A 23,191-nucleotide genomic window follows, 5' to 3' on the forward strand; every position below is an offset into this window, starting at 1 on the left:
AACCCAACCAATTCCGTCAGTCCCGCAGCTGCCGCCCGGTCAGCTTTAAAAACAGCTCGCCGAGATCCCGGCAATCCGGATGCTGGCGCATCAACCTGGCAGTCTGCTCCTGGACGACAACCACACCTTGATCGATGATGGCCAGGCGGGTACACAACCGCTGCACCTCCTCCATGTAGTGGGTCGTATAGATCATGGTGATGCCCTGGTCTTTGAGCCAGAGCAGATTTTCCATGATCTTGTTGCGCGACTGGGCATCGATGCCCACCGTGGGTTCGTCAAGAAAGAGCAGCTTGGGTCGGTGCAAAATGCCGGCCGCCAGATTGATGCGGCGCTTCATGCCGCCGGAAAACGTGCCGACCGCATCACGCCGCCGATCGGCCAGGCCGGTCACATCGAGGGCCCATCGAACCGCATCTTCGAGTCGGGCCCCCTTGAGACCGTAAAGCCGGCCGAAATAGTTCAGATTCTCATCCGCTGTGAGCGTATCGAACAGGGCCAGGTCCTGGGGCACCACGCCGATCAACCGGCGCACCCGGGCCGTGTGGCGAAAGGCATCCAAGCCGCAGATCTCGACATGCCCTGCCGTGGGTCGCAACAAGGTGCTCATCACCGAAATGGCCGTTGTTTTTCCGGCGCCATTGGGGCCGAGAAATCCGAAGATTTCACCGGCCGCGACCGTCAAATCCAAATCGGTGAGAGCGTTCAGGTGCGCCCTGCGATACCGTTTGCTCAATGCAAGAACACGAAGTACCGGCGATGGACATTGCGCTTCGTTGTCGGCCATGGGTTGGGAACCTATATCTTTCACAAACCGCTCTTTCAAAACAAATGGCCTTGGGATCGCGGACGGCCATCGGTGATCGGGTCTCACAAATCCTGATTCATATTCTGTCGCAATCCAACATAGCATTCTAAAATTAAAGCGGATTTTTATCATGTGGCATGGGTTGCGTCAACCCGTTGCTTGCAAATCGATGCCGGAAGCCAAGAAAAATCCTCCTATTGACTCCGGCGAAGACGATCAGTATAGTGCGATGAAACTGGAAACAGAAGTTTCCACTCCGATCACACACGTTTTTCGTAAATCCATTTGCCACGAAGGCTGGTCCACTGCCCTGCGACCCGACCTTCGTGGTTTTGTTTTTTAACGGCGGGAAGCATCGCAACGGCACCGAACCCGACATCATTATTGCTTTAAAAAAGGAGGATCGCCAGATGAAGAAATGGGTAGTGTTGTTGACATGTTCGCTGTTGATGGGTTTGACGGCAGCGGCCCTGGCGCAGGACAACGCCAGTCTCGAAGAGCGTGTCCGGCTTCTGGAAAAAGCCATTGGCGGGACAGAAGCGGGCAACTCTTGGTGGGACCGCATACAGGTCAGCGGCCTGGTGGAGGTCGAGGCCTATTACCAGGACGCCGACACGGCAGATGACAGCAGCGACGTGGACTTGGCCACCGTGGAACTGGCCGTGGATGCCCGCATCATCGACCATGTAGACGGCCATGTGCTGTTCAAGTGGGAAGACGATGATCTGTTCGTGGACGAGGGCTTCATCACCCTGACCGGTACCGACGCCTTTCCGGCCTACCTGATCGCCGGGCGGCAGTACCTGCCCTTCGGCCGGTTCGACACCCACTTCATCACCGACCCCAATACCCTGATCCTCGGGGAAACCAACGAGGGATCGCTGGTGGCCGGCTGCCGCATCGGCGGCGAACTGGTCGATCTCTCGGTGGGCGCCTTCAATGGGAAAATCGAGGAGGCGGGCGAAGACAACCACGTCGACGGCTTCGTGGCCGGCGTGACCGCCCAGCCCTTCGAGGGGTTGACGCTGGGGGCGTCGTATATCTCCAACCTGGCCTCTTCGGACGCTTTCTCCGAACTGATCACGGATCGGAACGGAGACGGCGACATCGATCCGGTCGAGGATTTTGTCGGCGGCTGGAGCGCCTTCGTCACTTTCGAATTCCTCGACCGTTTCCGGCTCATCGGCGAGTATGTGTCAGCCCTGGATGAATTCGAAGCAGGGGAAGTCTATATCGACACCGACCCTGATGACCGTAAGCCCGCAGCCTGGAACGCGGAATTCGGCGTCATGATCGTCGAGGATCTGGAACTGGCCGTGCGCTATGGCGGATCGGACGACGGGGCCGACTTCCTGCCCGAAAAACAATACGGCGCGGTGATCAACTGGGGCCTCTTCAGCTGCACCAACCTGGCTCTGGAATATCTGCACGACGAATACGAAGACGATGTGGAAGAGACCGATACGGTCACGGCCCAATTGGCCATCGAGTTTTAACGCTGAAATCTGGCCCCCCTGGCCATGGGTACCGACTTTGATTCGATCATCTATGAATAAGCGTAAATCGAAAGGAGAAAAAAATGCGCTCACTGCATGTGTTCATGAGTCTTGTACTGGCGGCCTCCATCGCCCTCTTGGCCGCAGTCTCACCCGCGGCGGCCCACTTCGGTACGATGGTGCCATCGGACGACATCGTCACCCAGGCGGACGAAAAGAAATTGAATCTCCAGGTCAAGTTCATTCATCCACTCGAGATGCACTACATGGAGATGGTCAAGCCCAAGCAGTTCGGTGTGGTGCATGACGGCAAGAAGCAGGATCTGCTCGCCGCGCTTAAGGAAGCCAAGGGTAAAAGCCCGGACCAGGAGGAAAGATTCACTTTCTGGACGGCCGATTACCAGATCCGCAGGCCCGGCGACTACACCTTCTACGTCGAGCCCGCTCCCTATTGGGAACCGGCCGAGGATGTATTTATCGTGCATTACACAAAGGTGTGCGTCCAAGCCCTGGGACTCGAGGAAGGCTGGGATCAGCCGATCGGCCTGGAGACGGAAATCGTGCCCCTCACCCGGCCATATGGCTTGTGGACCGGCAACCTGTTTACCGGCCAGGTGCTGCTGAAAGGCCAACCGGTACCCTTTGCGGAAGTAGAGATCGAATACCTGAACGAATTTCCTGAAAACCCCAACATTATCCATCCACCCGCCGATGCCTATGTTACCCAAGTGGTCAAGACCGACGGTAACGGAGTGTTCAGTTACGCCATGCCCAGGGCCGGCTGGTGGGGGTTTGCGGCCCTCAACGAAGCCGATTGGAAATTGAAACACGGCAACGAGGAAAAAGGGGTCGAAATCGGCGCCGTGTTCTGGGTGCGGACCAGGGATATGAAATAGCACCCATCCATCCATAAGCGGCCAATTGGCCGCTTATGGAGGATACTGACAGCAAAGCAATTGGTCAAAGCATCTGCCACAAGGGAGGAGCGACATGATGGCTTGCGCGGGTAAACGGTTTGCGCTTATTTTAGTGTTGGCGTTGTGGTTCGCGGGAACAGCGGCGGCCCACAAGGTGAACCTGTTCGCTTACGCCGAGGGGGGAAGAGTCTACACGGAGAGCTATTTTCCAGATGGCCGCGCGGTGGAAGGCGGCAAGGTGAGCGTCTACGACAGCCACAAGAGGCTGCTGATCGAGGGCACGACCGACAAGGAAGGATTGTTCAGTTTCAAGATCCCCGCAATCGACGATTTAACCATTGTGCTGGATGCCACCATGGGGCATAAAGCCAGCTTCACGTTGAAAAAAACCGAAGTGGAGGCAGGCAAATGAAGTTTTCGACCCAATGCCTCGTGACGGTCGTTCTCTGGGGATTTTCATTGATGGCGCCGGCCTCTCTCGTGGCGGAATCGCCTCCCGCGGGCGGCTGCGAGGAAGCCGTCGCCCTGTTGAAGGCGCAGAACGACAAACTGACCGGCGACCTGAGGCGTATCCAGCGCGAAATCGCGGCACTGCGGGCCGACCTCGACAAACCAGGTATCGACGACATCTTCTCCGGCATCGGCTATATCCTCGGACTGTTCGGCACCGCCGCTTTCGTGGCATCCCGGCGCCGCAAGGAGTAAGACATGCATATTTCCGACGGCGTACTTCCCATTTCCGTCACCATTGGCGGCTATGTGGCCTGCGCGGCCCTGGCGGCCTGGAGCGCCCGCCGCACACACAGCGACGAGCTGCCCAAGCTGGCGGTGGTCACCGCGGCTTTTTTCGTCGCGTCACTGATCCACGTACCGTTCGGGCCGACCAGCGTCCACCTGATCATTCCCGGTCTGACCGGTGCCCTGCTCGGACCGTCGGCCTTTCTTTCCATCGGCCTGGGCCTGGTGCTCCAGAGCCTGCTGTTCCAATTCGGCGGCCTGACGGCATTGGGCGCCAACGCCCTGATGATGGGATTGCCCGCACTGGCCTGCGGGTGGTTCTTCCAGAAATTCAAAGGCCAAACCCGGACCCGGCAAGCGGTGACCGGCGGTTTGGCCGGCGCGGCAGGAACGATATTGGCTGCAATTATCCTGGCGCTTCTTCTGGCCACAGGTGGAGAAGACTTTTTCGGCGTGGCCAAAATCGCGTTGGCGGCCCATATTCCGGTTATCCTCATCGAAGGCGGTATCAGCGCCTTCACCGTCGGATTCCTGGCACGCGTCAAGCCTGCCCTGCTGCAACCCTCGTTCGTACATCTCGCCAAGAGGCCGCATGGCTGATGTGATCCATATCCAGATGCCGTTCTGGCAGTTGTCCCTGATGGTCGTGGTCCCGCCGTCCATACTGATCGCCCTGGTGGTCTGGCTGCGCCAGCTGATTCTTGCGCGCAGCATGCCGGGAGAAGAGCCCGACTGGTCGGTCCCGCCGCTGGAAGCGGCCGAACGCGGCTCCTTGCTGCACCGCTGGGATGTGCGCTGCAAGATCGTCACCATTCTCGCCTACAGCTTCATGGTGGCCGCATTGCAGCACATCGGTTCGGCGCTCGTTGCGATCGCAATCTCCTGCCTGGTACTGGTCGTATCGCGGGCGTCCCTGTCCAGGGTGACGATGCGACTGCTGGCCATCGCTGGGTTTGTGAGCATGTTTATCGTGGTTATGCCCTTCACGGTACCGGCCCGTGACGGAGACACCGTGTTCGTGATCAACCAGATGACATGGCTCGGGGTCAACCTGCGGGGGCTGCTCCTGGCCGCCACCATCGCCGCCAAGGCCGTGGCCATCACGCTTTTGATGGAACCCCTGCTCTCCACGGCGCCCCTGCCGGTCACGCTGCAAGGTTTGTCGCGGCTCGGCGCGCCCGAAATCATCGGCCAGATGGTGCTGCTCAGCTACCGTTATCTGCATGTGTTCCGCCACGAGGCAAGACGCATGTCGGCCGGCATGCAGGTGCGCGGCTTTCGAAAGCGCACCGATATCGCCACCTTGCGGGCCGTTGCCAACTTCCTGGGAATGCTGTTTGTCCGCAGTTTTGAACGCACCGAAAGGGTCTTTGATGCCATGCGCGCCCGCGGATACAAAGGCAAGATGCCGGAGCAGCTTGAATTGAAATTGCATGGCGCGGATCTCTTGGCGGCGGGATTATGGATGACAGCCGGTATCGTCCTGATCCTTTTTGACCGCCTGGGATGACCGCCCGGATGAATAAAGAAGATACCCATGCATGAACTGGCCCACACCGCAGCACCGCTCGACATCCCATCCCCATTGTTCCGCGTGCGGGACCTCTCCTATCGGTATGCGAACGGTACCGTGGCCCTGTCGGATATCCATCTGGATATCGCGGCCGGTGACCGAGTTGCGCTGGTCGGGCAGAACGGCTCCGGCAAAACGACTCTGATCAAGCAATTGTGCGGTTTGCTGGCGCCATCCCGCGGCAACGTGTCTTACCGGGGTCAATCTCTCGAAGGAGACCACCTGGATCGCAGCCGCCTGGAGATCGGCCTTCTGTTCCAGGATCCCGACGACCAGCTCTTCGGTCACACGGTGTTGGACGACGCCGCCTTCGGCCCCCTGAACCAGGGTCTCGCCCGGGAGACGGCGCAGCAGGCAGCCCGGCTGGCCCTGCAGCGCGTCTTCCTGGATGACAAGATCTACAAAGCCCCCCACCATCTGAGTTTCGGACAGAAAAAGCGCGCCGCGCTGGCCGGTCTTCTGGCCATGCGGCCTCGCGTGCTGCTGCTCGACGAACCCACGGCCAATCTCGATCCCCGGCAGGAAGAAGTTTTCCTCGACCTGCTCAAAGGCTTCGATGGCACGTTGGTGTGCGTCAGCCACGACCTGTTGTTTCTCTACGAGCTGTGCCGCCGGGCAGTGGTCATGGAAAATGGGTGCATCGAACATGACTACGCCATGGACGATCTGGTCTCCCAGCGCGAAGAATTGCGCGCCCACGGTCTCGATTTTTCTTTTCGATTGGTGGTCAATGCTTCGACCGAAACATCGGTTGCCGACGGTCCGACCTGTGCGACCAAGGACGACGACTTCCATTCGGAGAGCGGTGCCGCGCCCATGGTCGAGATGCACGATTACAATTTTCGCTACCCGGACGGTACCCGGGCGTTAAAGCACATTGATATCGCCATTTCATCCGGCGATCGAATTGCTGTGGTCGGAGAAAACGGGGCCGGCAAAACCACCCTTCTCGCCTGCCTTCTGGGTCTTCAGCAAGGAGAGGGAACCTATCTTTTCGAGGGAGATCCGGTCAAGCGCAAGAAACGCAAGGAGTTATGGCGAAAGGTGGGGATGGTTTTTCAGGACAGCGCCGATCAGCTCTTTTGCCCCAGCGTCGAGGAAGAAATTGCATTCGGGCTGCAGCAGATGGGCTATTCCAAATCCCTAATCCGAACGCGCATCGAGGAAGCACTTGCCATGGTGCATCTGGAGGGTTTCGAAACGCGTGTGCCCCTGCACATGTCCGGCGGTGAGCGCAAACGCCTGGCCCTGGCCTGCGTGCTGGCCATGACCCCTAAACTGCTGATTCTCGATGAACCCACCGCCGGACTGGACCCCCGGGGAGAGGAGCTGCTGCTCACCATTCTGCGGGAACTCGATGCCACCCTCCTGCTTGTGAGTCACGACATCTTCTTCGTCCGGGCCCTGACCTGCCGGACCCTGGTCATGCATCAAGGGCAGATCATCGAAGATCTACCGACGGAATCGTTCCTGCAGGATCGGCGTCTCGGGAATCTCAACGGCCTCGCCTTTGCCTTCCGGCAGCGCGGCGGCGACGCCATCCGAGCCCTGCAACACGAACATGAGCACCATTATCCCCACCGCCATCTGCATTCTCATCCGCATCGGCACGGAGAGATCGTCCACGAACACCTGCATGAGCATGCCCACGAGCACCCCCATCGAATCGTCCACAGCCATCCCGGAGATGCGCAGGACCACGACCATCGGCCGCGCCGATTGCAAGCTCACGACCACCCGGACCATGATAACGATCCGGATCACCATCCGTAGTTATCATGATGAACCGGACGACGACGCAAACCGTACGACGACGCAAACCGGACGGCGCTGTAAGAAGTTCAAGATCAAGGCGCGCGAAATCCCGCGTCCTGAGGCGTACTGGTCGTACGCCGCAAGGACCGCGGGATGAGCGCAACGCAGATATTGGGCTTCTTACGGCGCCGTCATCGTTTGGGAATGATCATGTAGGTGGCCAACCCCTTGGCGATACGGTCGCCGGTTTCGGTGGTCACATCCACCTCGCCCAGCGCGGTCCTGCTGCCCTTCTGGACGATTCGGGCTTCGGCCAGGAGCGCACCTTGGACAAACGGTCTGAGATAATTGAGCTTCATCTCTATGGTCACCATGGTCTCGGTGCGTTCGATCAACCCGATCAAGGCCATGGCCACGGCTGCATCGGCGGCTGAAAAAATCGCGCCACCGTGGGCGATACCGTCGGCGTGGGTCAATTTCTTCTCGAAGGGCAACCGAACCAGAGCCCAGCCCTTTTTGACATCGGCCAGGGTCATGCCCAACAGGTGCCAGTAGGGATTGACCGTCCGGGCCTTTTCCATCAGCGCCCGCTTGAAGTTGGGCGTCAATTCTTCATAGGACATGGATTCCATCGCCGGAAAACCTCACGCATGACATCGAAATAAAAAAACAGGAGCATGGGCGCACCATAACGGAACCGGATCCCCCTGTCGAGGGCCTGAATTTTTGCGTCCGATGCTCGATCCTTGAATTGACCCTCGGTCCGCTCTGTTATACCTTCCCGTCGACCAATCGATAAACCATTTAACCGGGTCGATGCCGAGATCAAATGAGCACGTCACCTACCACCATCGCGCCGACATTCGGCCGTCTGAATCGATTCTTCTGGCCCCTTGCCCTGCAGTCCGCATCCCAAGGGTTGACCTATCCCCTGGTCGCCATGGTGGCGTCCCGTTCCGAAGGCGGCCCATTGAACCTGGCCGGTCTGGCCCAATCCAACACCCTCATGTTTCTCCTGGGCACCCTGGGCTTCGGGCTGGTGGCCACGGGCCTGGTGTTTGGCAAGGACCGTGAAGGGTTTATGCAATTTCGAGGCATTACCCTGCGTCTGGGGTGGGTGGTGGTGATCCTGCAATCGGCGCTGTGCCTGCCGCCGGTCGCCGGATGGCTCTTCGAAGACCTGATCGGTTTGCCGCAGACCATCGCGCATCCGGCCCATGTCACGCTGCTGGCCAGTGTGCCGTTGCAGTTTCTCTTTTTTATGCGGATCCCCTATCAGGTGAGCATGTACAACGGGCTGGCATCGATACGGGCCAGCTCGGCGACGATCATGCGCATTGCCATAACGGCGTTGCTGGCGCCGCTCTTCTGCCGCTGGGGGGCGGTGGGCCCGATCTGGGCCGTGGTGTGCCTCACCCTGCCGGTGGCCCTGGAAGTGGCGGCCTCGGCCGTTCTGGCCGCGCCATTCATAAAACAGCTCCGATCGTCCGACGAAAAGCCGCCGACCAAGCGGACGCTGTTCTTTTTCAACCTGCCCCTCTCCATCAGCGGCTACCTCTTAACCGTGTCGGCCATCCTGGTGGGCGCTTTCATCGCGCGAGCCGCCGAACCTGAGCGCATGCTGCCGGCCTATTATCTGGCCCTCGGCCTGGCCGCCCCGGCCGCCTTTGGGGCCACGCGACTGCAGGAGGTGGTGCTCAGCTTTCATCCGGCCGACGGCAAGGACCGCCGCACCCTGCCGTTTGCCCTCGGTGCCGGCCTGTTCCTGGGGGTGCTGCCCCTGCTCTTCACCCTGCCCGGCCTGGCGCAATGGTATTATGTCGGCCTGCAGAAACTCGATCCAGCCGATCTGTCCATCGTTCGCACGGCCGCCTACGGCCTGGCCCTGTTTCCGCTATGCGTGGCCCTGCGCGCCCAAGGGGAAGGGCTGGCCGGGTTCGCGCGCAAGCCCAAAATCATCATCGTCGCTCAAGGCGCCTATTTGCTGACCATCACGGCGGTAGGCTGCGCGGCCCTGTGGGCGGCGGTGCCGGGCAATCTCATCGGCGCCATGGGCCTGTGCATCGCCAACATCGTCTCGACCTTGACCGTCCGGCTGTTGCTCAACAAAATCGGCAAGCATGAGCTTCCCGTGCCGCCGACCATCACCGCCGTGGGCCAGATCCGATAAACACCCACTTCGTCTGTTAGTGACGATCGGTGGCACGCGTGCCGAATTTTCTGACGTAGAATCGGTGGCCCTGGTAGAGCGTCTCCATCAGATCGCCTCTTGCGATCATTTTATCGACGATGTCCCAGGAAGCTTCCGCCCTGGATAACAGGCGCCGCACCGCCTCTTCCCGCATCGGATGGACGGCGGTAATGCTCAAGAGATCTTTTTCGACATCGCCGCTGAAAGCGAAAGCATTGCCCTCGTAACCGATCAGGTACTCGGCCCATTTGACGTTTTCCGCAAATATGCGATAGGCGCGATGGAGGGTCTCCTCGTCTGGTCCGCGAGCCCAATCGACCGCCGGTGGCCGCGTCGGCACCCCCAGGTAGGCGGTCCAGGGCTGCAGGCGCTTGAGGAAACCGGCGATGCCCACCAGGCTTTCGTCGTGATCGTTTACGCCGTGTACCAGCATGGTCTCGGTCGCCAGCTTGCCGGTAAAATTGGCAGCGAAGGTCTGCATTCCGTCAAGAATGTCCGAAAGACGCAATTCCTTGTGGGGACGATCGATCCGGCGCCAGATCTTCTCTTCCGCGGCATCGACTTTCATCGACACCCAATCGGCCTTGGCCAGATCCCGGCGCACGTCGTCGCGCCAGAGAAGCGAGCTGTTGGTGATCACACCGATGGAGATTCCCAAAGGCTTGAGCAGGTCGATGGTCTTTCCCAGCGCCTCATCCAAAGTCGGCTCACCGTCCGGGACAAAGGCGAGATAGTCGATCTTCTCGGAGACCGCCACGGCATGGGACACCTTTTCTTGAACTTCCCGGAAGATATCTTCGGGTTTGAAAAAGGCTTGGCGCTGGATCTGCATCCGGCTGGTGCCCCCTACCTGGCAGTAGATACAAGCATAGCTGCAGGTCTTGGCGGGGATGTTGTTGATCCCCAGGCTTCGTCCCAGCCGCCGTGAGGGAACCGGGCCATAAGCATAGTGGTAAGCCGGGATCATGCACCACCTTTCTGTTCAGTCGTTGTTGGGAGGGCTTCGATCCTGGGTGTTGTCAGCACATGTGTGCCTACGGGAAAACCCACGTGGGACGCGATGACAGGGCACTTCACCTTGAACAGGAAAAAGATGGTGCAGACCTCCTGGCTCAAGGTCTCGAAATTGCCCTGCCCCTTGGCAATGATCAAATCCGCTGATTCAAAGTGGCGCCGAAACGTTTCACTGCAGTCGTGCAGTAGCGTACCCGGTGCATCGGACCCGTTGTCGATCACGCGGACCATGCCGGTCAGCCCGACCGCCTCTGCGTCGGCAAGCGTCGCATCGTTGATGACAGGGCCACCTCGCACGGCCACCGTCACCCTTTCAGGACCCAACTGGGCGATCAACAGGCGATCGAAGACAATCTCCCCCGCGTTGTCTGCCAGAAAAAGGATCGAATGGGCCTCGTCTGCCGCCTTCCTGAATTCTTCCAAAGACCCCTGAATCGACGCGGTCATGGCCTGCCCAACCGCCACCGCCAGGTCAGCCGGGCTGACGCTGCTGTTCACGCCCATATCGATGACATTGCCGGCCAAGGCCAGGCGAAGGGCCATGTCCATGGGGTCCCGCGCCTTTGCGACCGATGCCTCGAGATCGGGCAGCAACGCCAGGGCCATTCGATTGCCCTGATCTTTGACCGCCCGGTAGGGATCTTTGACGTCCGTCAATTCCCGCAGCCGCCGGTGAATCCGCTGCCCGACCACCGGCGGCGGCGCACCCAAATCCATACGGGCCGTCCATGCCATCAGCTCGCGCATGATCTGCTCTTGCACCATGGGACCGCTCGAAATCATCCTGGCCGCATCCAGGGCCTGGCGAAGAAAACAGACCAAACAATCCAGCGACGTATTCATTCAGATGGCTTTCTAATCATTTCTATTCTATGAAACCCGGCGCAACCGGAGCGTTGAGTGACATCATGGTCTCATGTTTTTAGGTGATTAAGCACAGCCCGTGCCATGATAAATCGCGACCCATGGCCGAGCAAACCCTGTTTGAATGGGGGGGAAACCGATTCCATGCGCGTGCCCTATCGTCGCAAATATGAAACGGCCTGTTTGATAGTGTCGCATGCCTGCTATAGTATACCGGTCAATGAGCATTCGCCTCACCGTGATTAGGGCTTCAACCCGGCGCAACATAAGGATATTCAAAATCATCCGATCTTTCTTTCGCCCCGGCACAGCCTTTGCTGTTGAACAGGGCCAACAGGAGTGAACCGATATAACCGAGTGCCCATACAGAAATAGGCAAATTGGGTCGAAATCAAGGCGTGCGAAAAATTTAACCGCAGGCATATAGAGGATATTCCGAGGATTAAATTTTGAGCAGAAGCAGATATCTGGCCAATTGGCCATTTGTGGATGGACACTCCCGAGGAGACGCGTACCATGAAGATTGCTGTCACATCAACCGGCGCCACGCTTGACGATGGGGTGGAAGCCCGTTTCGGACGCTGCCCTTACTTTCTCATCGTGGACACGGATACCATGCAGGCCGAAGCCCTGCGCAACCCCAACATGGAATTGGCCGGGGGCGCCGGTCCGCAATCGGCGGCGCTGATGGCCGAAAAAGGGGTGCGGATCGTATTGACCGGAAACTGCGGCCCCAACGCCCATCAGGCCTTCGGTGCCGCCGGGATTCAGGTCATCACCGGTGTCAGCGGCACCGTGCGCCAGGCCGTGGAACAATTCAAATCCGGTCAGTTGTCGCCATCGACCGCTTCCGCTGATCAAGGAAACCCTGCAGTGGGCGGTGGCATTGGCCCGGGTGGCGGACGTGGCATGGGTGGAGGCCGCGGTATGGGCGGTGGCGGTGGACGCGGCATGGGTGGCGGTCGCGGTATGGGCGGTTGCGGCGGTCGCGGCATGGGTGGCGGAAAACGTTTTCCATAGTCAGACCCTTTCCAGGCTGAAACCCCGCATGGCAACGTTCGCGCCTTCGGACCAAACCGGCGGTCATCGCGGGCAACCCTGAGGGGCTTGCAACCCACCGGATGCACCGCTTTTTTATCCATTCATCATTATACCCCCGACCGAAGGACGAGGGGCGGATCGAGGTAAGTATCTGAAATGGGAGACAAGCTGGATGATTTCGTCAATAAACTGCAGGATCAAATTTTCGAAGAAACCCGAACGGCTTATGGAGAGTTGGGGTTTCGGCGCTGGCGCGAACCCAAATACCAAGGGGCCATGGACGATGCCGACGCCCATGGCCGCATGACCGGCACATGCGGCGACACCATGCAGATTTTCCTGAAGTTTGAAAAGGGGCGGGTCAAGGAAGCCTCCTTTCTCACCGATGGATGCGGATCGAGCACGGTATGCGGATCGCTGGCCGCGGAACTCGCCTTGAACAAGACGCCGGAAGAACTGACCGACATTACCGGTGAACACATCCTGTCCATTCTGGGCGTATTTCCCGAAGAAGATCAGCATTGCGCCTTCCTGGCCTCGTCCACGGTACAGGAAGCCCTGGATGATTACATGAAAAAGCAGGCCGTCAGAAAATAAGGAGTTCCAGATCATGAAGATTTCCGTTTGCGGGAAGGGAGGCAGCGGCAAAAGTACCGTCACGACGCTGCTGGCCAAGCAGGCCCTTCGACGACAGCTGGCCGTACTGGTCGTCGATGCGGACGATTCCAATGCCGGGCTATACAGAATGCTCGGTTTCGACACTCCCCCGGCGCCTCTGATGGATCTGGTGGGCGGCAAGGCCGGCATCAAGCAAAAAATGGGCAAAGGGTCGCTCATGACCCAGTCCCAGATTCGTCCGGAAGACATCGCCCCCGAGTTTATCCGCAAGCACGACGGGCTCATGCTGGTGGGTATCGGAAAAATCCTGCAGGCGCTCGAAGGCTGCGCCTGCCCGATGGGCGTATTGAACCGGGAGTTCCTCAAAAAGCTGACCTTGGACAAGAATGAAATCGCCATCGTCGACATGGAAGCCGGCGTCGAGCATTTCGGCCGCGGCATCGACGAGAACCTCGACTGGATCCTGGTGGTGGTCGAACCCTCGTTCGACTCGCTGAACCTGGCCGCCAGAATCAAGACGTTGGCCGCGGGGATGAACAAGAAGGTGGCCGCCGTGCTGAACAAGACCCCCTCCCAGGACGTGTCTTTAAAGATGAGGGAGGCCCTTGCCAAACACGGATTGGTCATCGCCGGGATCTTCCCCCAGGACCGCCTGGTATTTGATGCCTGTTTCAATGGAACTGTTCCGGACCGCGGTGAGGCTTTCGAAATGGCCGGCCAGGTGCTGGATCTGCTTTTGACCCAATAGCAACACCATCAGCCCCGGGAGGCCTCCCAATGTGTTTGAGCACGGTTTTCCTCAATGCGGGCGACACATCCACGGAAGTCATGAAAGATGTGGCGCACATTGAAGCCGACAAGGACGGCTACTGGTTGTTCAACCTGTTTGGCGAAAAAAAATTCGTCGAGGGATCGATTCAAAGCGTGGACCTCGTGGACGAGCACCTCATCGTGCTCCATTCGCACAAACCGGCCTGATCGCTTTCAGCCTCTCATCCGAAAAAAGAGCGACACCCCGAATTTCATGAAGATTCTCGACCAATTGATCGACAGTTTGAATATGGATGCCCCGGTTAAAGATATCTGCCAGGGCGTATTCGACACCGCCGTGCTGACCCGTCATTGCGGCCTGGCCGCCACCCTGCCGCGCGATGCGCTGCGGCAATCCCCGCCGCTGGTGGTCGATGCCGGCGAGTTATCCCGGCAAACGGCGCGGCAGCTGGTTGGATTGGCCTATTCGAACAGCATCCTCGAAGCCGCCATCGGAATGGCCACCATCAATTCGCTGATCGATGTGGACGACACCCGTTGCGATGAACTGAATGCCGCCGAACTGATCATCGATAAGGGACGCGACAGGAAAGTGGCCATCATCGGCCACTTTCCCTTCGTGGACAAGGTTCGCAAAAAAGCGAAATCGTTGTGGGTCATCGAGAAGAATCCGAAACCCGGCGACCTCGAAGAAGACAAGGCCGCCGAACTGATCCCGGATGCCGATGTGGTGGCGATCACCGGCACGGCCCTGACTCACCACAGCCTTGAAGCGCTGCTGGCACTGTGCCATCCCTCCGCGTTCGTTCTGCTTCTCGGTGCTTCGGCCCCGCTCTCCCCTGTGCTGTTCGATTTCGGCGTGGACGCCATCTGCGGGACCTGGGTATCGGATCCGCCCACCGCCCTGCGTTGTGTCGCCCAGGGCGCCAATTACCGCCAAATCAAAGGGGTCAAGCGCCTCACCCTGTTGAGATAGGGCCGCTTGTCTGCAATTTAATTAGCTTTTTTAACCTTATACCAGCAATTCAACTGAATGCAATTCACCTTGAATGGCCCGCCCTCCAGAAGTTTTTTTGATACAAAAATTCGCATCGCATGGAAGATGGCAGGCGTGGGGGGAGCAGGTGGCCAGGGCCACGTGAGCCTGCGGTCTTAGTGCCAGTTGAATGCAAACGGCGGACAAGCGGCCCAGACTGTTTGAGCGCAGCGAGTTTCTGGGCCGCCCGCCGTGTATTTTATCGGCACTTGACCGCTTGGCGTGTGTCATCGGCCACCTGTTCCACCCATGCCGGGTTTACTTAAATGGGTTCAGTTAGAACCCCTGACCTAATCTCTACCCGATGTACAGCCCGCACAATCCATGATACAGAGGTGTTTTTTAAATCGGAGCCAAGGTGGCCGTCGATTCGGCACCGTCTCCGCGATCATCTTTTTTTTAATTGCCAAAAAGGAGCACGATGATCATGGATACCGCCAAACCTTCCACCCGGCCCATCATGGTACGGGTCCTTTTTTTCAGCTTACTCTCCGCCGCGGCCGTGGCCGGAGCTGTTTTTTGGGGCCTTAAGGAGATGTCAGTCCGCGCCAGCCTGCTGGTGCAGGCGCATCCCGAACTGGCCGAAGCCCAGACCCTGGCCGGTTGGGTCGAAACGCTCCGTCGGGGTTTCTGGTCTTACGGCGTGCCGACGCTCCTGGTCTTTTTCCTGATCATGGCCGTGTTGACCTGGTGGTCCCTGCGCAGCCCCTTCCTTCGGCGACCCGTTCCAACGGCACCGCGCCGACCCGCGCCGGCGAAGGCCAAGCCGCAAACGGAAGCAGCGCCATCCAGCGCCGAAACGGACCGGCGGCTTTACCTGCACCTGATCGCCGTGCTGCAAAAGGAGGGACGGCTGCTCGATTTCTTCTCCGAGGACCTGGCCCAATACAACGACGGCCAGATCGGCGCGGCCGTGCGCAGCATTCACGAAAGCTGCAAAAAGGTGCTGGACCGGCACATCGCGCCCCAATCCGTGCTCGAGGTCCAGGAGGGTGAAGAGATCGCGGTGCAAAAGGATTTCGATCCCAACACATTGAAACTGGTCGGCAATGTCACCGGCGAACCACCGTTCAAGGGAGTCGTGCGCCACCGCGGCTGGCGGGCCCGCAAGGTCGATCTGCCGACCTTCTCCGGCCGGCAACCCCATGACATCATCGCCCCGGCCGAAGTCGAAGTGCAGTAAGGAGTATCGGCATGTCTGATGCGCAATACATCATCGGCATCGACCTGGGCACCACCAACAGCGTCGTGGCCTATGTTTCGGCAGATACCCCAACGGTCGAGGAGGCCCATATCCGCCTGTTCGAGATCCCCCAACTGGTGGATAACGGCGTGGTGGAAACGCGCCCGGTGCTGCCGTCGTTCGTGCTCATGCCGCCGGCCGAAGGGATGCCCTGCGAAGAGCTGGCCCTGCCCTGGGATACGTCACCGCACTATGCGGTGGGGGAATACGCCCGGCGGCGCGGAGAAGAAATCCCGCAGCGACTGATCGCCTCGTCCAAATCGTGGCTGTGCAATACCTTGGTCGACCGCAAAGCGGCGATTCTTCCATGGGAAGGCGCCCCTTCAGGTCCATCGGCTGGTCCCGCTTCCCGCAAGCTGTCGCCGGTGGAAGCGTCGGCCGCCATCCTGCGCCACCTGCGCCAAGCCTGGAATCACGTCATGGCCCGAAGCGATGATGGCGCCGACGGCCCCATGGACGACCGGCTCAAGATGGAAAACCAACTGGTTTACCTCACCGTGCCGGCCTCGTTCGACGCCGTGGCCCGCGAGCTGACCGTCGAGGCCGCCCAAATGGCCGGATTGCCGCGCGTCACGCTGCTCGAAGAGCCTCAGGCGGCCTTCTACGCCTGGATCGCCGGCCGCACCAGGAAATGGCGCGACGCGGTCGAACCGGGCGACCTGGTCCTGGTCTGCGATGTGGGCGGCGGCACCAGCGATTTCAGCCTGATCCAGGTGGCCGAAAAAGAGGGCGCCCTAGACCTGGAGCGCGTGGCCGTGGGCAACCATCTGCTGGTGGGCGGCACCAATATGGATTTGACCCTGGCCTATGCCCTGGCCCGTCAACTGGCCGAATCCGGCACGACGCTGGACAACTGGCAGATGAACGGATTGTGGCACAGTTGCCGAGGCGCCAAGGAGCGCCTGCTGGCGGACCCGGATTGCGACCGCGTACCGATCACCGTCCTGGGCCGGGGCAGCCGCCTGATCGGGGGCACCATCACCACCGAACTGACCCGGGCCACCGTGGAAAGCCTCCTGAAAGACGGCTTTTTCCCGGATTGCGGCCGCGACACCCGGCCCCAGGGCACCCGGCGCAGCGGCATCCAGGAGTTCGGCCTGGCTTTCGAAGCCGACCCGGCCATCACCCATCACCTGGCCGCCTTCGTCGAACGTCCCGCGGCCGATGGCCGTCCGGTCAGTCCCACGGCCGTACTCTTCAACGGCGGGGTCATGAAGTCGGCCCTGTTCCGCCGGCAGGTCGTGTCGATCCTCAACGCTTGGTCGCCCCAAACCGGCGTGCGGGAAATCGAAGGCGCCGATTTCGACCTGGCCGTGGCACGCGGGGCGGCCTGCTATGGCCTGGCACGGCAGGGCAAGGGCGTGCGCATTCGCGGCGGCCTGGGCCGCTCGTATTATATCGGCGTGGCCGCCGCCATGCCGGCCGTACCGGGCCTGCCGGCCCCGACCAAGGCCCTCTGCGTGGCCGCCTTCGGCATGGAAGAAGGCACCACGGCCGCCATCCGGGACCGCGAATTCATGCTGCTCGTGGGCCAACCGGTGGCCTTCGATTTCCTGGGTGCCACCACGCGCCAGGAAGACCAGGTCGGCACCATCGTCGAAGACTGGCAGGGGAACATCCAGCCGATCACGACCCTGGAAACCACCCTGGACGGCGATGCCGGCCAGACCCTCCCGGTCACCCTGGAACTGCATGTCACCGAAGTCGGTACCCTGGAGGTGTGGTGCGTATCAAAAAACGATGACCGCCGGTGGAAATTGGAATGGAACGTGAGGGAGCAATAGCAGTGGAACCCGCGAACGAACCGGCGGCCGACAGCATCGCCGGCCGGCGCTTCATCATTGGTATCGACCTGGGCACCACCAACTCGGCCGTGGCCTTTGCCGATCTGACCGCACCGCCGAGAAACGACCCCATCCGCCTCTTCGATGTGCCCCAGCTCACCGCGGCCGGTACTTTTCAACCGCTTCCGGTGCTGCCATCGTTTCTCTATATTCCCGGCAGCTACGATATCGATGCCTCGGCCATGGTCCATCCATGGAAAAAGAGCGATGACGCCTTCGCGGGGGCCTGGGCCCGCGACCAGGGCGCACTGGTGCCGGGCCGCCTGGTGGCCTCGGCCAAGAGCTGGCTGTGCCATGCCGGGGTGGACCGGCGCGGCCGTATTCTGCCCTGGGGTGCGCCGGCCGAGGTGCGTAAGATCTCCCCGGTGCAGGCCAGTGCCGCTTATCTGGCTCATATCCGCAAGGCCTGGAATCATCGTCACGGCGACGAGGAGGAGCTCTTTTTAGAAAATCAGAACGTGGTGCTCACGGTACCGGCCTCGTTCGACGAGGTGGCCCGCGAGCTGACCCTCGAAGCGGCCACAGCGGCCGGCTACCGCCAGGTCACCCTGCTGGAAGAACCCCTGGCCGCATTCTACAGCTGGCTCGTCCGGCACGAGCGCCGCTGGCAAGAGCTGGTGCAGCCCGGACAATTGATTCTGATTTGCGATGTCGGCGGCGGCACCACCGACTTCACCCTCGTCTCGCTCACCTGCGAAGCGGGCGGCAGCCCGCGTTTCGAACGCATCGCGGTGGGCGACCACCTGCTCCTCGGCGGCGATAACATGGACCTGGCGCTGGCGCGCGGCGTGGAAGCCCAATGGCATGGCGGACGGCCGGCCGGGCTGGATACCCAACGCTGGCAGGCCCTGTGCCACCAGTGCCGACAGGCCAAGGAGCGGATTCTTTCGGGCCAGGCCGAGACCCATCGGGTCACCCTGATGGGCAGCGGCAGCCGCCTCATCGCCGGCACCATGAGCGCCGAACTGGCCCGCGGCACCATCGAGCAGACCATTCTGGAAGGCTTTTTCCCGGTGGTCGATTCGGATAGTTTAGGGTCGGATGGTTTTGGGTCGGATAGCGTAGGCTCGGGCAGTATAGGGAAGGTCGTGACACGAGCTGCTATCAGCGAATTCGGCCTTCCCTACGAACCGGAACCCGCCATCACCCGGCACCTGATGCGCTTTCTGGAACACCATCGCGAGGAGGTGGCCGACATCCTGGACAAACGCGATCCATTTCCCGACATGGTGCTCTTCAACGGCGGGGCTCTCAAACCCGAATCCATTCAGCAGCGTATCGTCGACGCCTTGTGTCACTGGTTCGGCCGGTCGACGGCCGAGCGGCCGGGCATCCTCGAAAATCGGCATCACGACCTGGCCGTGGGCCTGGGAGCGGCCTACTACGGACTGGTCAAAAGCGGCCGGGGCGTGCGAGTCGGCAGCGGCAGCCCCCGCAGCTATTACCTGGGCGTAAGCCGGAAAGAGCAGGACGCTTTCGGGCCGCAACAGGCCATCTGCCTGGTGGAACGCGGTTTGGATGAAGGCAGCACCATCGAACTGGGCGACCAAAGGTTTCAGGTTCTGGCGAACCAGCCGGTACGCTTCGACCTGTTCAGCTCGAGTTTCCGCAGCCGGGATCGCATGGGGGCGCTGGTCGGGATCGACGACACCTTCATGCGCCTGCCGCCCTTGCAGACCGTCATCCAGTATGGCAAACGGGGTGCGAAAACAAAAATCCCGGTGCGCGTCGAAGCCGAATATACCGAGATGGGAACCCTCTCGCTGTGGTGCCGTTCGCTGATCAGCGACCATCGCTGGCAACTGCAATTTCAATTGCGGGAAAGCGCAGAGGCGGCGGAGGTTCGCGAGGAGATCGTCCTCGAAGACACCGTGATCGAAAAGGCCCGACAGACCCTGGACGCGGCCCTGGACAGTACGGACCAGACCCGATTGGACGGGGTCGTCAAGCAGATCTCGGCGGTCGCGGACCTGCCCCGCGACCAGTGGCCCCTGAGGCTGCTGCGCGAACTGGCCGACCGCCTGTTGGCCCGCACCGATGCACGCCAGCGCGGGCCGACCCACGAAACGCGCTGGATGAACCTGGCCGGTTTCTGTCTGCGACCCGGCTTCGGGGACAGCCTCGATGCCGAGCGCATCAAACAGGCCTGGAAAATCTACACCCAGGGGCCGGTCCATGCCAACCAGAACCAGGTCCAGATCGAATGGTGGATCATGTGGCGGCGGTTGGCCGGCGGATTGACCCCGGGACAGCAGCGTCAACTGAGCCAGGACGCGGCCCGCCTGCTGCAACCCAAGAAAGGCAAGAAGCCGCGGCTATCCCCCCAGCTGCAACTCGAGCTGTGGATGGCCGTGGCCAACCTCGAGCGGCTTTACGTGAAAGACAAAGTTCAGTGGGGACACCTGCTGCTCTCCCAGCTCAATCCAAAACAGGCCCGCCCCCAGCAACTGTGGTCCCTGGCGCGCATCGGCGCCCGGGCACTGCTCTACGGCTCCACCGATCGGGTCATCCCCCCCCAGGAGGCCGCCCGTTGGATCGACGATCTGCTCGGACGCCAATGGCCGCACCCCAAAATGGTCGGAACGGCAATGGCTCAGCTGGCCCGCAAGACCGGAGACCGCACCCGGGATGTGGGTGCCGCGGTGGCCGACCGGGTATTGGCGTGGATGGCCCCCCACACCGAACTGACCGATCAGCAGACGCTTCTGAAAGAGGTCGTCCCCATCGCCCGCCAGGAGGAGCAGGCCCTCTTCGGCGAGTCCCTGCCCGTGGGCCTGATCCTTCATGATCAACCCAACGGGGAAAACCGATGATTCAACGCCTTGAACCTTAATGGGTTTTTCACAAGCCCTTGCCGGACGGCGCTGTAAGACGTTCAAGATCAAGGCGCTCGAAATTCCGTGTCCTGAGGCGTATGGGTCGTACGCCGCAAGGACCACGGGATGAGCGCAACGCAGATATTGGACGTTTTACGGTGACTCCAGCCCTAAGCAGCTTCCTCCATGGCTCGGCTGTAGGCGCCTTTGCGCGCCGCACCGTTGCACTTGGCGCGATGGTAGAAGGCGCGCTGGGCGGCGGCTGCGTTGGCACGCTGGCCCTTCCAGGCCTTGAGGGTATCGGCCTGCAGGGCGCGTCCATAAGAGAAACTCAACTCCCAGGGCTGAGGTCCCATGGCGTTCATGGCATTCAGATTCTCGGTGGCCTGTTGCGAACTCTGGCCGCCGGAGAGAAAGACGATGCCCGGAACGGCCGCCGGAACGACTTGACGGAAGCAGGCTACCGTGGCCGCAGCCACCTCTTCGGGGCCGGCCTGTTGGGGGCACGCCTTGCCAGAGATGACCATGTTGGGTTTGAGCAGTGTCCCTTCCAGGTACACACAATGCTCGAACAGCGCCGAATAGACCCGTTTCAGCGTCTCTGCGGTGACGTCGCGGCAGCGGGCGATGTCGTGACCACCGTCCATGAGCACTTCGGGTTCCACGATCGGCACGATGCCGGCCTCTTGACAGAGCGCCGCGTAACGGGCCAGGGCGTGGGCATTGGCCTCCAGGCAGAAACGTGTGGGAATGCCGTCGCCGATGGTGATCACGGCCCGCCACTTGGCGAATTGGGCACCCAACTCGCGATACTCGGCCAGGCGCTCGCGCAGACCGTCCAGTCCCTCCGTCACCTTTTCCCCGGCAAAACCGGCCAGCGCCTTGGCCCCCTTGTCCACCTTGATGCCCGGTATGATCCCCTTTTCGGCCAATAGCCGGGGGAAAGGCGTACCCTGCTCGGAGGATTGGCGAAGGGTTTCGTCGAACAGAATCACCCCGCTGATGAAGGCCTCGGCCCCTTCGGTCGTAAAGAGCAGTTCACGGTAAGCCCGGCGATTCGCTTCGGTGGACTCGACCCCGATGCTGTCGAACCGTTTCTTGATGGTCGGCGAGCTTTCATCCGCCGCCAGGATCCCTTTGCCGGTTTGAACGATGGCGCGCGCTACCTCTTCAAGCCTCTGTTTGTCCATTTCGACCTCCATTGGGTGGGTAATGAGTGTATCCGATGGAACTAACGGCGATGACGGGTCTGGCTTAGGAGAGGGGTTCTGCCGGAGAATGCATCCTCCCCGGACCTCGACAGCTGGCGTGGCAGAAGAAAACTTCTATAGGTAGTGTTCAGCGCATGTGACTCGGGAGAGGACCCGTCATGGAACCTCGACAGGAGCATATATTTTATATTCTGCATTGTTCGACAAACTGTCAAGATGACGGCCTGACAAGCAACCCCTTGAAGGTGCGGCGCAGGCCGGTCCGTCCCTTCGTTTGAATTTTTCCATATTATGAAACTGTTAATTTTATATCATGAAAATTTTTATTGACTATTTTCTAAATTCGCTTCACTAAGTGGACCCAAGTCCAGACACTCGTCTGATGGCACGTAACGACCTGTATGACGCGGCATCATCCCGCGGAAAAAGCAGGTCTAATTTTTGTCATGCGCCCAGGGGAGAGCCCCATGGCCAGGGAAACGCCACTGCAGCACCACTCCAAAATCCAGGATGGCGCCCAGAGCATCCACAGGGCCATGGCCATCATCCGGATCGTGGCCGAGCACAATTATGCCGGTGTCAAATTGTCCAAGGTGGCCAGAGACGTGCAGCTGCCTTCCAGCACGACCCATCGCATGCTATCGGTTCTCGTCGAAGAGGGCATGCTCAGCTACGATGCCATGGCCAAGCGCTACCATCTGGGCATTTCCCTGGCGCGACTTGGATTGGAAGCCCGCCAGTATGAACTCAGGCATGCTTACCGCGACATCCTCGAACGAATCGCCCGCCACACCGAGGACACGGCCTACCTGTTGATGCAATCGGGATATGACGTGCTTTGCGTGGACCGCGTGGTGGATTCCACCCCGATCCAGGTGCTCACCTTCGATGTGGGCAAACGCCGCCCCCTGGGCGTCGGCCCCGGCAGCCTGGCGATCCTGGCCTCCCTGCCCCAGGAGGAGATGCAGCGTATATTGCGGCACAATGCGCGCCGATATGCCGGTTTCGTCGGCTTTGGGCCCGACGATATGCAGCGCATGATCGATACCTACCGCAGGCAAGGGTATATCGTGAACAGCGTGACGCCTTACACCATGGGCGTCGGGGTGGCGCTGCACGATAAGGCCGGCAAACTCGTCGGCGCCATGAGCGTCAATGCCATCGTTTCTAAAATGGACGAAAAACGGCAACAGGAGATCGCGCACCTGATTCGATCCGAAATTTCGGGTGGGCGCATATGACCACGGATCGAGAC

General features: G+C 60.4%; 22 protein-coding genes. 17 read left to right on the plus strand and 5 right to left on the minus strand.

Features of this window, described 5'->3' with window-relative positions; translation table 11 throughout:
* Nucleotides 1-16: 16 nt before the first annotated feature.
* Complete coding sequence (locus tag DFT_RS14205) at nucleotides 17-811, minus strand: ABC transporter ATP-binding protein (RefSeq protein WP_200907059.1); 795 nt, start codon at nucleotides 809-811, stop codon at nucleotides 17-19.
* 407 nt (nucleotides 812-1,218) lie between these two features.
* Here DFT_RS14205 and DFT_RS14210 point away from each other — a divergent pair, with 407 nt between their 5' ends.
* The 7 genes from DFT_RS14210 to DFT_RS14240 all read left to right on the plus strand — a co-directional run bounded on the left by DFT_RS14210 (nucleotide 1,219) and on the right by DFT_RS14240 (nucleotide 7,305).
* The gene (locus tag DFT_RS14210; RefSeq protein WP_152971996.1) at nucleotides 1,219-2,304 is read left to right on the plus strand and encodes an LbtU family siderophore porin; all 1,086 of its coding nucleotides are present in this window, start codon (nucleotides 1,219-1,221) and stop codon (nucleotides 2,302-2,304) included.
* Nucleotides 2,305-2,387: 83 nt separating this feature from the next.
* Nucleotides 2,388-3,200, plus strand: a complete 813-nt coding sequence (locus DFT_RS14215; RefSeq protein ID WP_054031821.1) for a DUF4198 domain-containing protein — start codon at nucleotides 2,388-2,390, stop codon at nucleotides 3,198-3,200.
* A 94-nt stretch (nucleotides 3,201-3,294) separates the two neighbouring features.
* Nucleotides 3,295-3,633, plus strand: coding sequence for a NikL family nickel/cobalt ECF transporter subunit (locus DFT_RS14220; RefSeq protein ID WP_235506236.1), 339 nt, complete (start codon nucleotides 3,295-3,297; stop codon nucleotides 3,631-3,633).
* Entirely contained in the window at nucleotides 3,630-3,926 is a 297-nt protein-coding gene (locus DFT_RS26525; RefSeq protein WP_054031822.1) for an HI_1622 family ECF transport-associated protein, read from the plus strand. The genes DFT_RS14220 and DFT_RS26525 overlap by 4 nt, the downstream gene beginning before the upstream one ends.
* Before the next feature lie 3 nt (nucleotides 3,927-3,929).
* Nucleotides 3,930-4,559, plus strand: coding sequence for a cobalt transporter CbiM (cbiM, locus tag DFT_RS14230; protein WP_054031823.1), 630 nt, complete (start codon nucleotides 3,930-3,932; stop codon nucleotides 4,557-4,559).
* Nucleotides 4,552-5,469 carry a cobalt ECF transporter T component CbiQ gene (gene cbiQ, locus DFT_RS14235; RefSeq protein ID WP_054031824.1) on the plus strand — a complete coding sequence of 306 codons (918 nt, stop codon included), beginning with the start codon at nucleotides 4,552-4,554 and terminating at the stop codon, nucleotides 5,467-5,469. Before cbiM ends, cbiQ begins: the two co-directional genes overlap by 8 nt.
* A 27-nt stretch (nucleotides 5,470-5,496) precedes the next feature.
* Nucleotides 5,497-7,305, plus strand: a complete 1,809-nt coding sequence (locus DFT_RS14240) for an ABC transporter ATP-binding protein (RefSeq protein ID WP_054031825.1) — start codon at nucleotides 5,497-5,499, stop codon at nucleotides 7,303-7,305.
* A gap of 173 nt (nucleotides 7,306-7,478) precedes the next feature.
* Here the strand turns inward: DFT_RS14240 and DFT_RS14245 are convergent, their stop codons facing one another.
* The gene (locus tag DFT_RS14245) at nucleotides 7,479-7,910 is read right to left on the minus strand and encodes a PaaI family thioesterase (RefSeq protein ID WP_161807167.1); all 432 of its coding nucleotides are present in this window, start codon (nucleotides 7,908-7,910) and stop codon (nucleotides 7,479-7,481) included.
* 206 nt (nucleotides 7,911-8,116) lie between these two features.
* On the opposite strand from DFT_RS14245, the gene DFT_RS14250 reads away from it, so the two are divergent.
* Nucleotides 8,117-9,457 (plus strand): hypothetical protein, encoded by a 1,341-nt coding sequence (locus tag DFT_RS14250; RefSeq protein WP_054031827.1) that lies wholly within the window; start codon nucleotides 8,117-8,119, stop codon nucleotides 9,455-9,457.
* A gap of 16 nt (nucleotides 9,458-9,473) precedes the next feature.
* Here the strand turns inward: DFT_RS14250 and DFT_RS14255 are convergent, their stop codons facing one another.
* On the minus strand, nucleotides 9,474-10,445 hold the full coding sequence (locus tag DFT_RS14255) for a radical SAM protein (RefSeq protein WP_054031828.1): 972 nt from the start codon (nucleotides 10,443-10,445) through the stop codon (nucleotides 9,474-9,476).
* Nucleotides 10,442-11,335 (minus strand): damage-control phosphatase ARMT1 family protein, encoded by an 894-nt coding sequence (locus tag DFT_RS14260; protein ID WP_054031829.1) that lies wholly within the window; start codon nucleotides 11,333-11,335, stop codon nucleotides 10,442-10,444. The genes DFT_RS14255 and DFT_RS14260 overlap by 4 nt, the downstream gene beginning before the upstream one ends.
* Nucleotides 11,336-11,872: 537 nt before the next feature.
* Between DFT_RS14260 and DFT_RS14270 the strand changes: the two genes are divergently transcribed.
* The 8 genes from DFT_RS14270 to DFT_RS14305 all read left to right on the plus strand — a co-directional run bounded on the left by DFT_RS14270 (nucleotide 11,873) and on the right by DFT_RS14305 (nucleotide 20,722).
* The gene (locus DFT_RS14270; protein ID WP_054031831.1) at nucleotides 11,873-12,376 is read left to right on the plus strand and encodes a NifB/NifX family molybdenum-iron cluster-binding protein; all 504 of its coding nucleotides are present in this window, start codon (nucleotides 11,873-11,875) and stop codon (nucleotides 12,374-12,376) included.
* Nucleotides 12,377-12,553: 177 nt separating this feature from the next.
* Nucleotides 12,554-12,994: an iron-sulfur cluster assembly scaffold protein gene (locus DFT_RS14275; protein ID WP_054031832.1), complete on the plus strand. Its 441-nt coding sequence runs from the start codon at nucleotides 12,554-12,556 to the stop codon at nucleotides 12,992-12,994.
* 13 nt (nucleotides 12,995-13,007) lie between these two features.
* Nucleotides 13,008-13,763 (plus strand): ATP-binding protein, encoded by a 756-nt coding sequence (locus DFT_RS14280; RefSeq protein ID WP_054031833.1) that lies wholly within the window; start codon nucleotides 13,008-13,010, stop codon nucleotides 13,761-13,763.
* Between the two features lie 29 nt (nucleotides 13,764-13,792).
* Nucleotides 13,793-13,993 carry a CooT family nickel-binding protein gene (locus DFT_RS14285; protein WP_054031834.1) on the plus strand — a complete coding sequence of 67 codons (201 nt, stop codon included), beginning with the start codon at nucleotides 13,793-13,795 and terminating at the stop codon, nucleotides 13,991-13,993.
* A gap of 46 nt (nucleotides 13,994-14,039) precedes the next feature.
* Entirely contained in the window at nucleotides 14,040-14,762 is a 723-nt protein-coding gene (locus DFT_RS14290; RefSeq protein ID WP_054031835.1) for a DUF364 domain-containing protein, read from the plus strand.
* A gap of 487 nt (nucleotides 14,763-15,249) precedes the next feature.
* On the plus strand, nucleotides 15,250-16,005 hold the full coding sequence (locus DFT_RS14295; protein ID WP_161807168.1) for a DUF2760 domain-containing protein: 756 nt from the start codon (nucleotides 15,250-15,252) through the stop codon (nucleotides 16,003-16,005).
* A gap of 11 nt (nucleotides 16,006-16,016) precedes the next feature.
* Nucleotides 16,017-17,849, plus strand: coding sequence for an Hsp70 family protein (locus tag DFT_RS14300; protein ID WP_054031837.1), 1,833 nt, complete (start codon nucleotides 16,017-16,019; stop codon nucleotides 17,847-17,849).
* Entirely contained in the window at nucleotides 17,828-20,722 is a 2,895-nt protein-coding gene (locus DFT_RS14305) for an Hsp70 family protein (protein ID WP_083453517.1), read from the plus strand. The genes DFT_RS14300 and DFT_RS14305 overlap by 22 nt, the downstream gene beginning before the upstream one ends.
* A 173-nt stretch (nucleotides 20,723-20,895) precedes the next feature.
* Here DFT_RS14305 and DFT_RS14310 read toward each other — a convergent pair whose 3' ends face one another.
* Nucleotides 20,896-21,915, minus strand: coding sequence for a class I fructose-bisphosphate aldolase (locus tag DFT_RS14310; protein WP_054031838.1), 1,020 nt, complete (start codon nucleotides 21,913-21,915; stop codon nucleotides 20,896-20,898).
* A gap of 488 nt (nucleotides 21,916-22,403) precedes the next feature.
* Between DFT_RS14310 and DFT_RS14315 the strand changes: the two genes are divergently transcribed.
* The gene (locus DFT_RS14315; protein WP_054031839.1) at nucleotides 22,404-23,177 is read left to right on the plus strand and encodes an IclR family transcriptional regulator; all 774 of its coding nucleotides are present in this window, start codon (nucleotides 22,404-22,406) and stop codon (nucleotides 23,175-23,177) included.
* Nucleotides 23,178-23,191: the final 14 nt, after the last annotated feature.

The sequence above is a fragment of the Desulfatitalea tepidiphila genome (assembly GCF_001293685.1).
GTDB lineage: Bacteria > Desulfobacterota > Desulfobacteria > Desulfobacterales > Desulfosarcinaceae > Desulfatitalea > Desulfatitalea tepidiphila.

What these genes read in the sequence shown, in the direction of transcription:
- DFT_RS14210 (WP_152971996.1), top strand. Translation starts at nt 1,219, where the DNA reads ATGAAGAAATGGGTAGTGTTGTTGACATGTTCGCTGTTGATGGGTTTG.
- DFT_RS14215 (WP_054031821.1), top strand. Translation starts at nt 2,388, where the DNA reads ATGCGCTCACTGCATGTGTTCATGAGTCTTGTACTGGCGGCCTCCATC.
- DFT_RS14220 (WP_235506236.1), top strand. Translation starts at nt 3,295, where the DNA reads ATGATGGCTTGCGCGGGTAAACGGTTTGCGCTTATTTTAGTGTTGGCG.
- DFT_RS26525 (WP_054031822.1), top strand. Translation starts at nt 3,630, where the DNA reads ATGAAGTTTTCGACCCAATGCCTCGTGACGGTCGTTCTCTGGGGATTT.
- cbiM (WP_054031823.1), top strand. Translation starts at nt 3,930, where the DNA reads ATGCATATTTCCGACGGCGTACTTCCCATTTCCGTCACCATTGGCGGC.
- cbiQ (WP_054031824.1), top strand. Translation starts at nt 4,552, where the DNA reads ATGGCTGATGTGATCCATATCCAGATGCCGTTCTGGCAGTTGTCCCTG.
- DFT_RS14240 (WP_054031825.1), top strand. Translation starts at nt 5,497, where the DNA reads ATGCATGAACTGGCCCACACCGCAGCACCGCTCGACATCCCATCCCCA.
- DFT_RS14245 (WP_161807167.1), bottom strand. Translation starts at nt 7,910, where the DNA reads ATGTCCTATGAAGAATTGACGCCCAACTTCAAGCGGGCGCTGATGGAA.
- DFT_RS14250 (WP_054031827.1), top strand. Translation starts at nt 8,117, where the DNA reads ATGAGCACGTCACCTACCACCATCGCGCCGACATTCGGCCGTCTGAAT.
- DFT_RS14255 (WP_054031828.1), bottom strand. Translation starts at nt 10,445, where the DNA reads ATGATCCCGGCTTACCACTATGCTTATGGCCCGGTTCCCTCACGGCGG.
- DFT_RS14260 (WP_054031829.1), bottom strand. Translation starts at nt 11,335, where the DNA reads ATGAATACGTCGCTGGATTGTTTGGTCTGTTTTCTTCGCCAGGCCCTG.
- DFT_RS14270 (WP_054031831.1), top strand. Translation starts at nt 11,873, where the DNA reads ATGAAGATTGCTGTCACATCAACCGGCGCCACGCTTGACGATGGGGTG.
- DFT_RS14275 (WP_054031832.1), top strand. Translation starts at nt 12,554, where the DNA reads ATGGGAGACAAGCTGGATGATTTCGTCAATAAACTGCAGGATCAAATT.
- DFT_RS14280 (WP_054031833.1), top strand. Translation starts at nt 13,008, where the DNA reads ATGAAGATTTCCGTTTGCGGGAAGGGAGGCAGCGGCAAAAGTACCGTC.
- DFT_RS14285 (WP_054031834.1), top strand. Translation starts at nt 13,793, where the DNA reads ATGTGTTTGAGCACGGTTTTCCTCAATGCGGGCGACACATCCACGGAA.
- DFT_RS14290 (WP_054031835.1), top strand. Translation starts at nt 14,040, where the DNA reads ATGAAGATTCTCGACCAATTGATCGACAGTTTGAATATGGATGCCCCG.
- DFT_RS14295 (WP_161807168.1), top strand. Translation starts at nt 15,250, where the DNA reads ATGGATACCGCCAAACCTTCCACCCGGCCCATCATGGTACGGGTCCTT.
- DFT_RS14300 (WP_054031837.1), top strand. Translation starts at nt 16,017, where the DNA reads ATGTCTGATGCGCAATACATCATCGGCATCGACCTGGGCACCACCAAC.
- DFT_RS14305 (WP_083453517.1), top strand. Translation starts at nt 17,828, where the DNA reads ATGGAACGTGAGGGAGCAATAGCAGTGGAACCCGCGAACGAACCGGCG.
- DFT_RS14310 (WP_054031838.1), bottom strand. Translation starts at nt 21,915, where the DNA reads ATGGACAAACAGAGGCTTGAAGAGGTAGCGCGCGCCATCGTTCAAACC.
- DFT_RS14315 (WP_054031839.1), top strand. Translation starts at nt 22,404, where the DNA reads ATGGCCAGGGAAACGCCACTGCAGCACCACTCCAAAATCCAGGATGGC.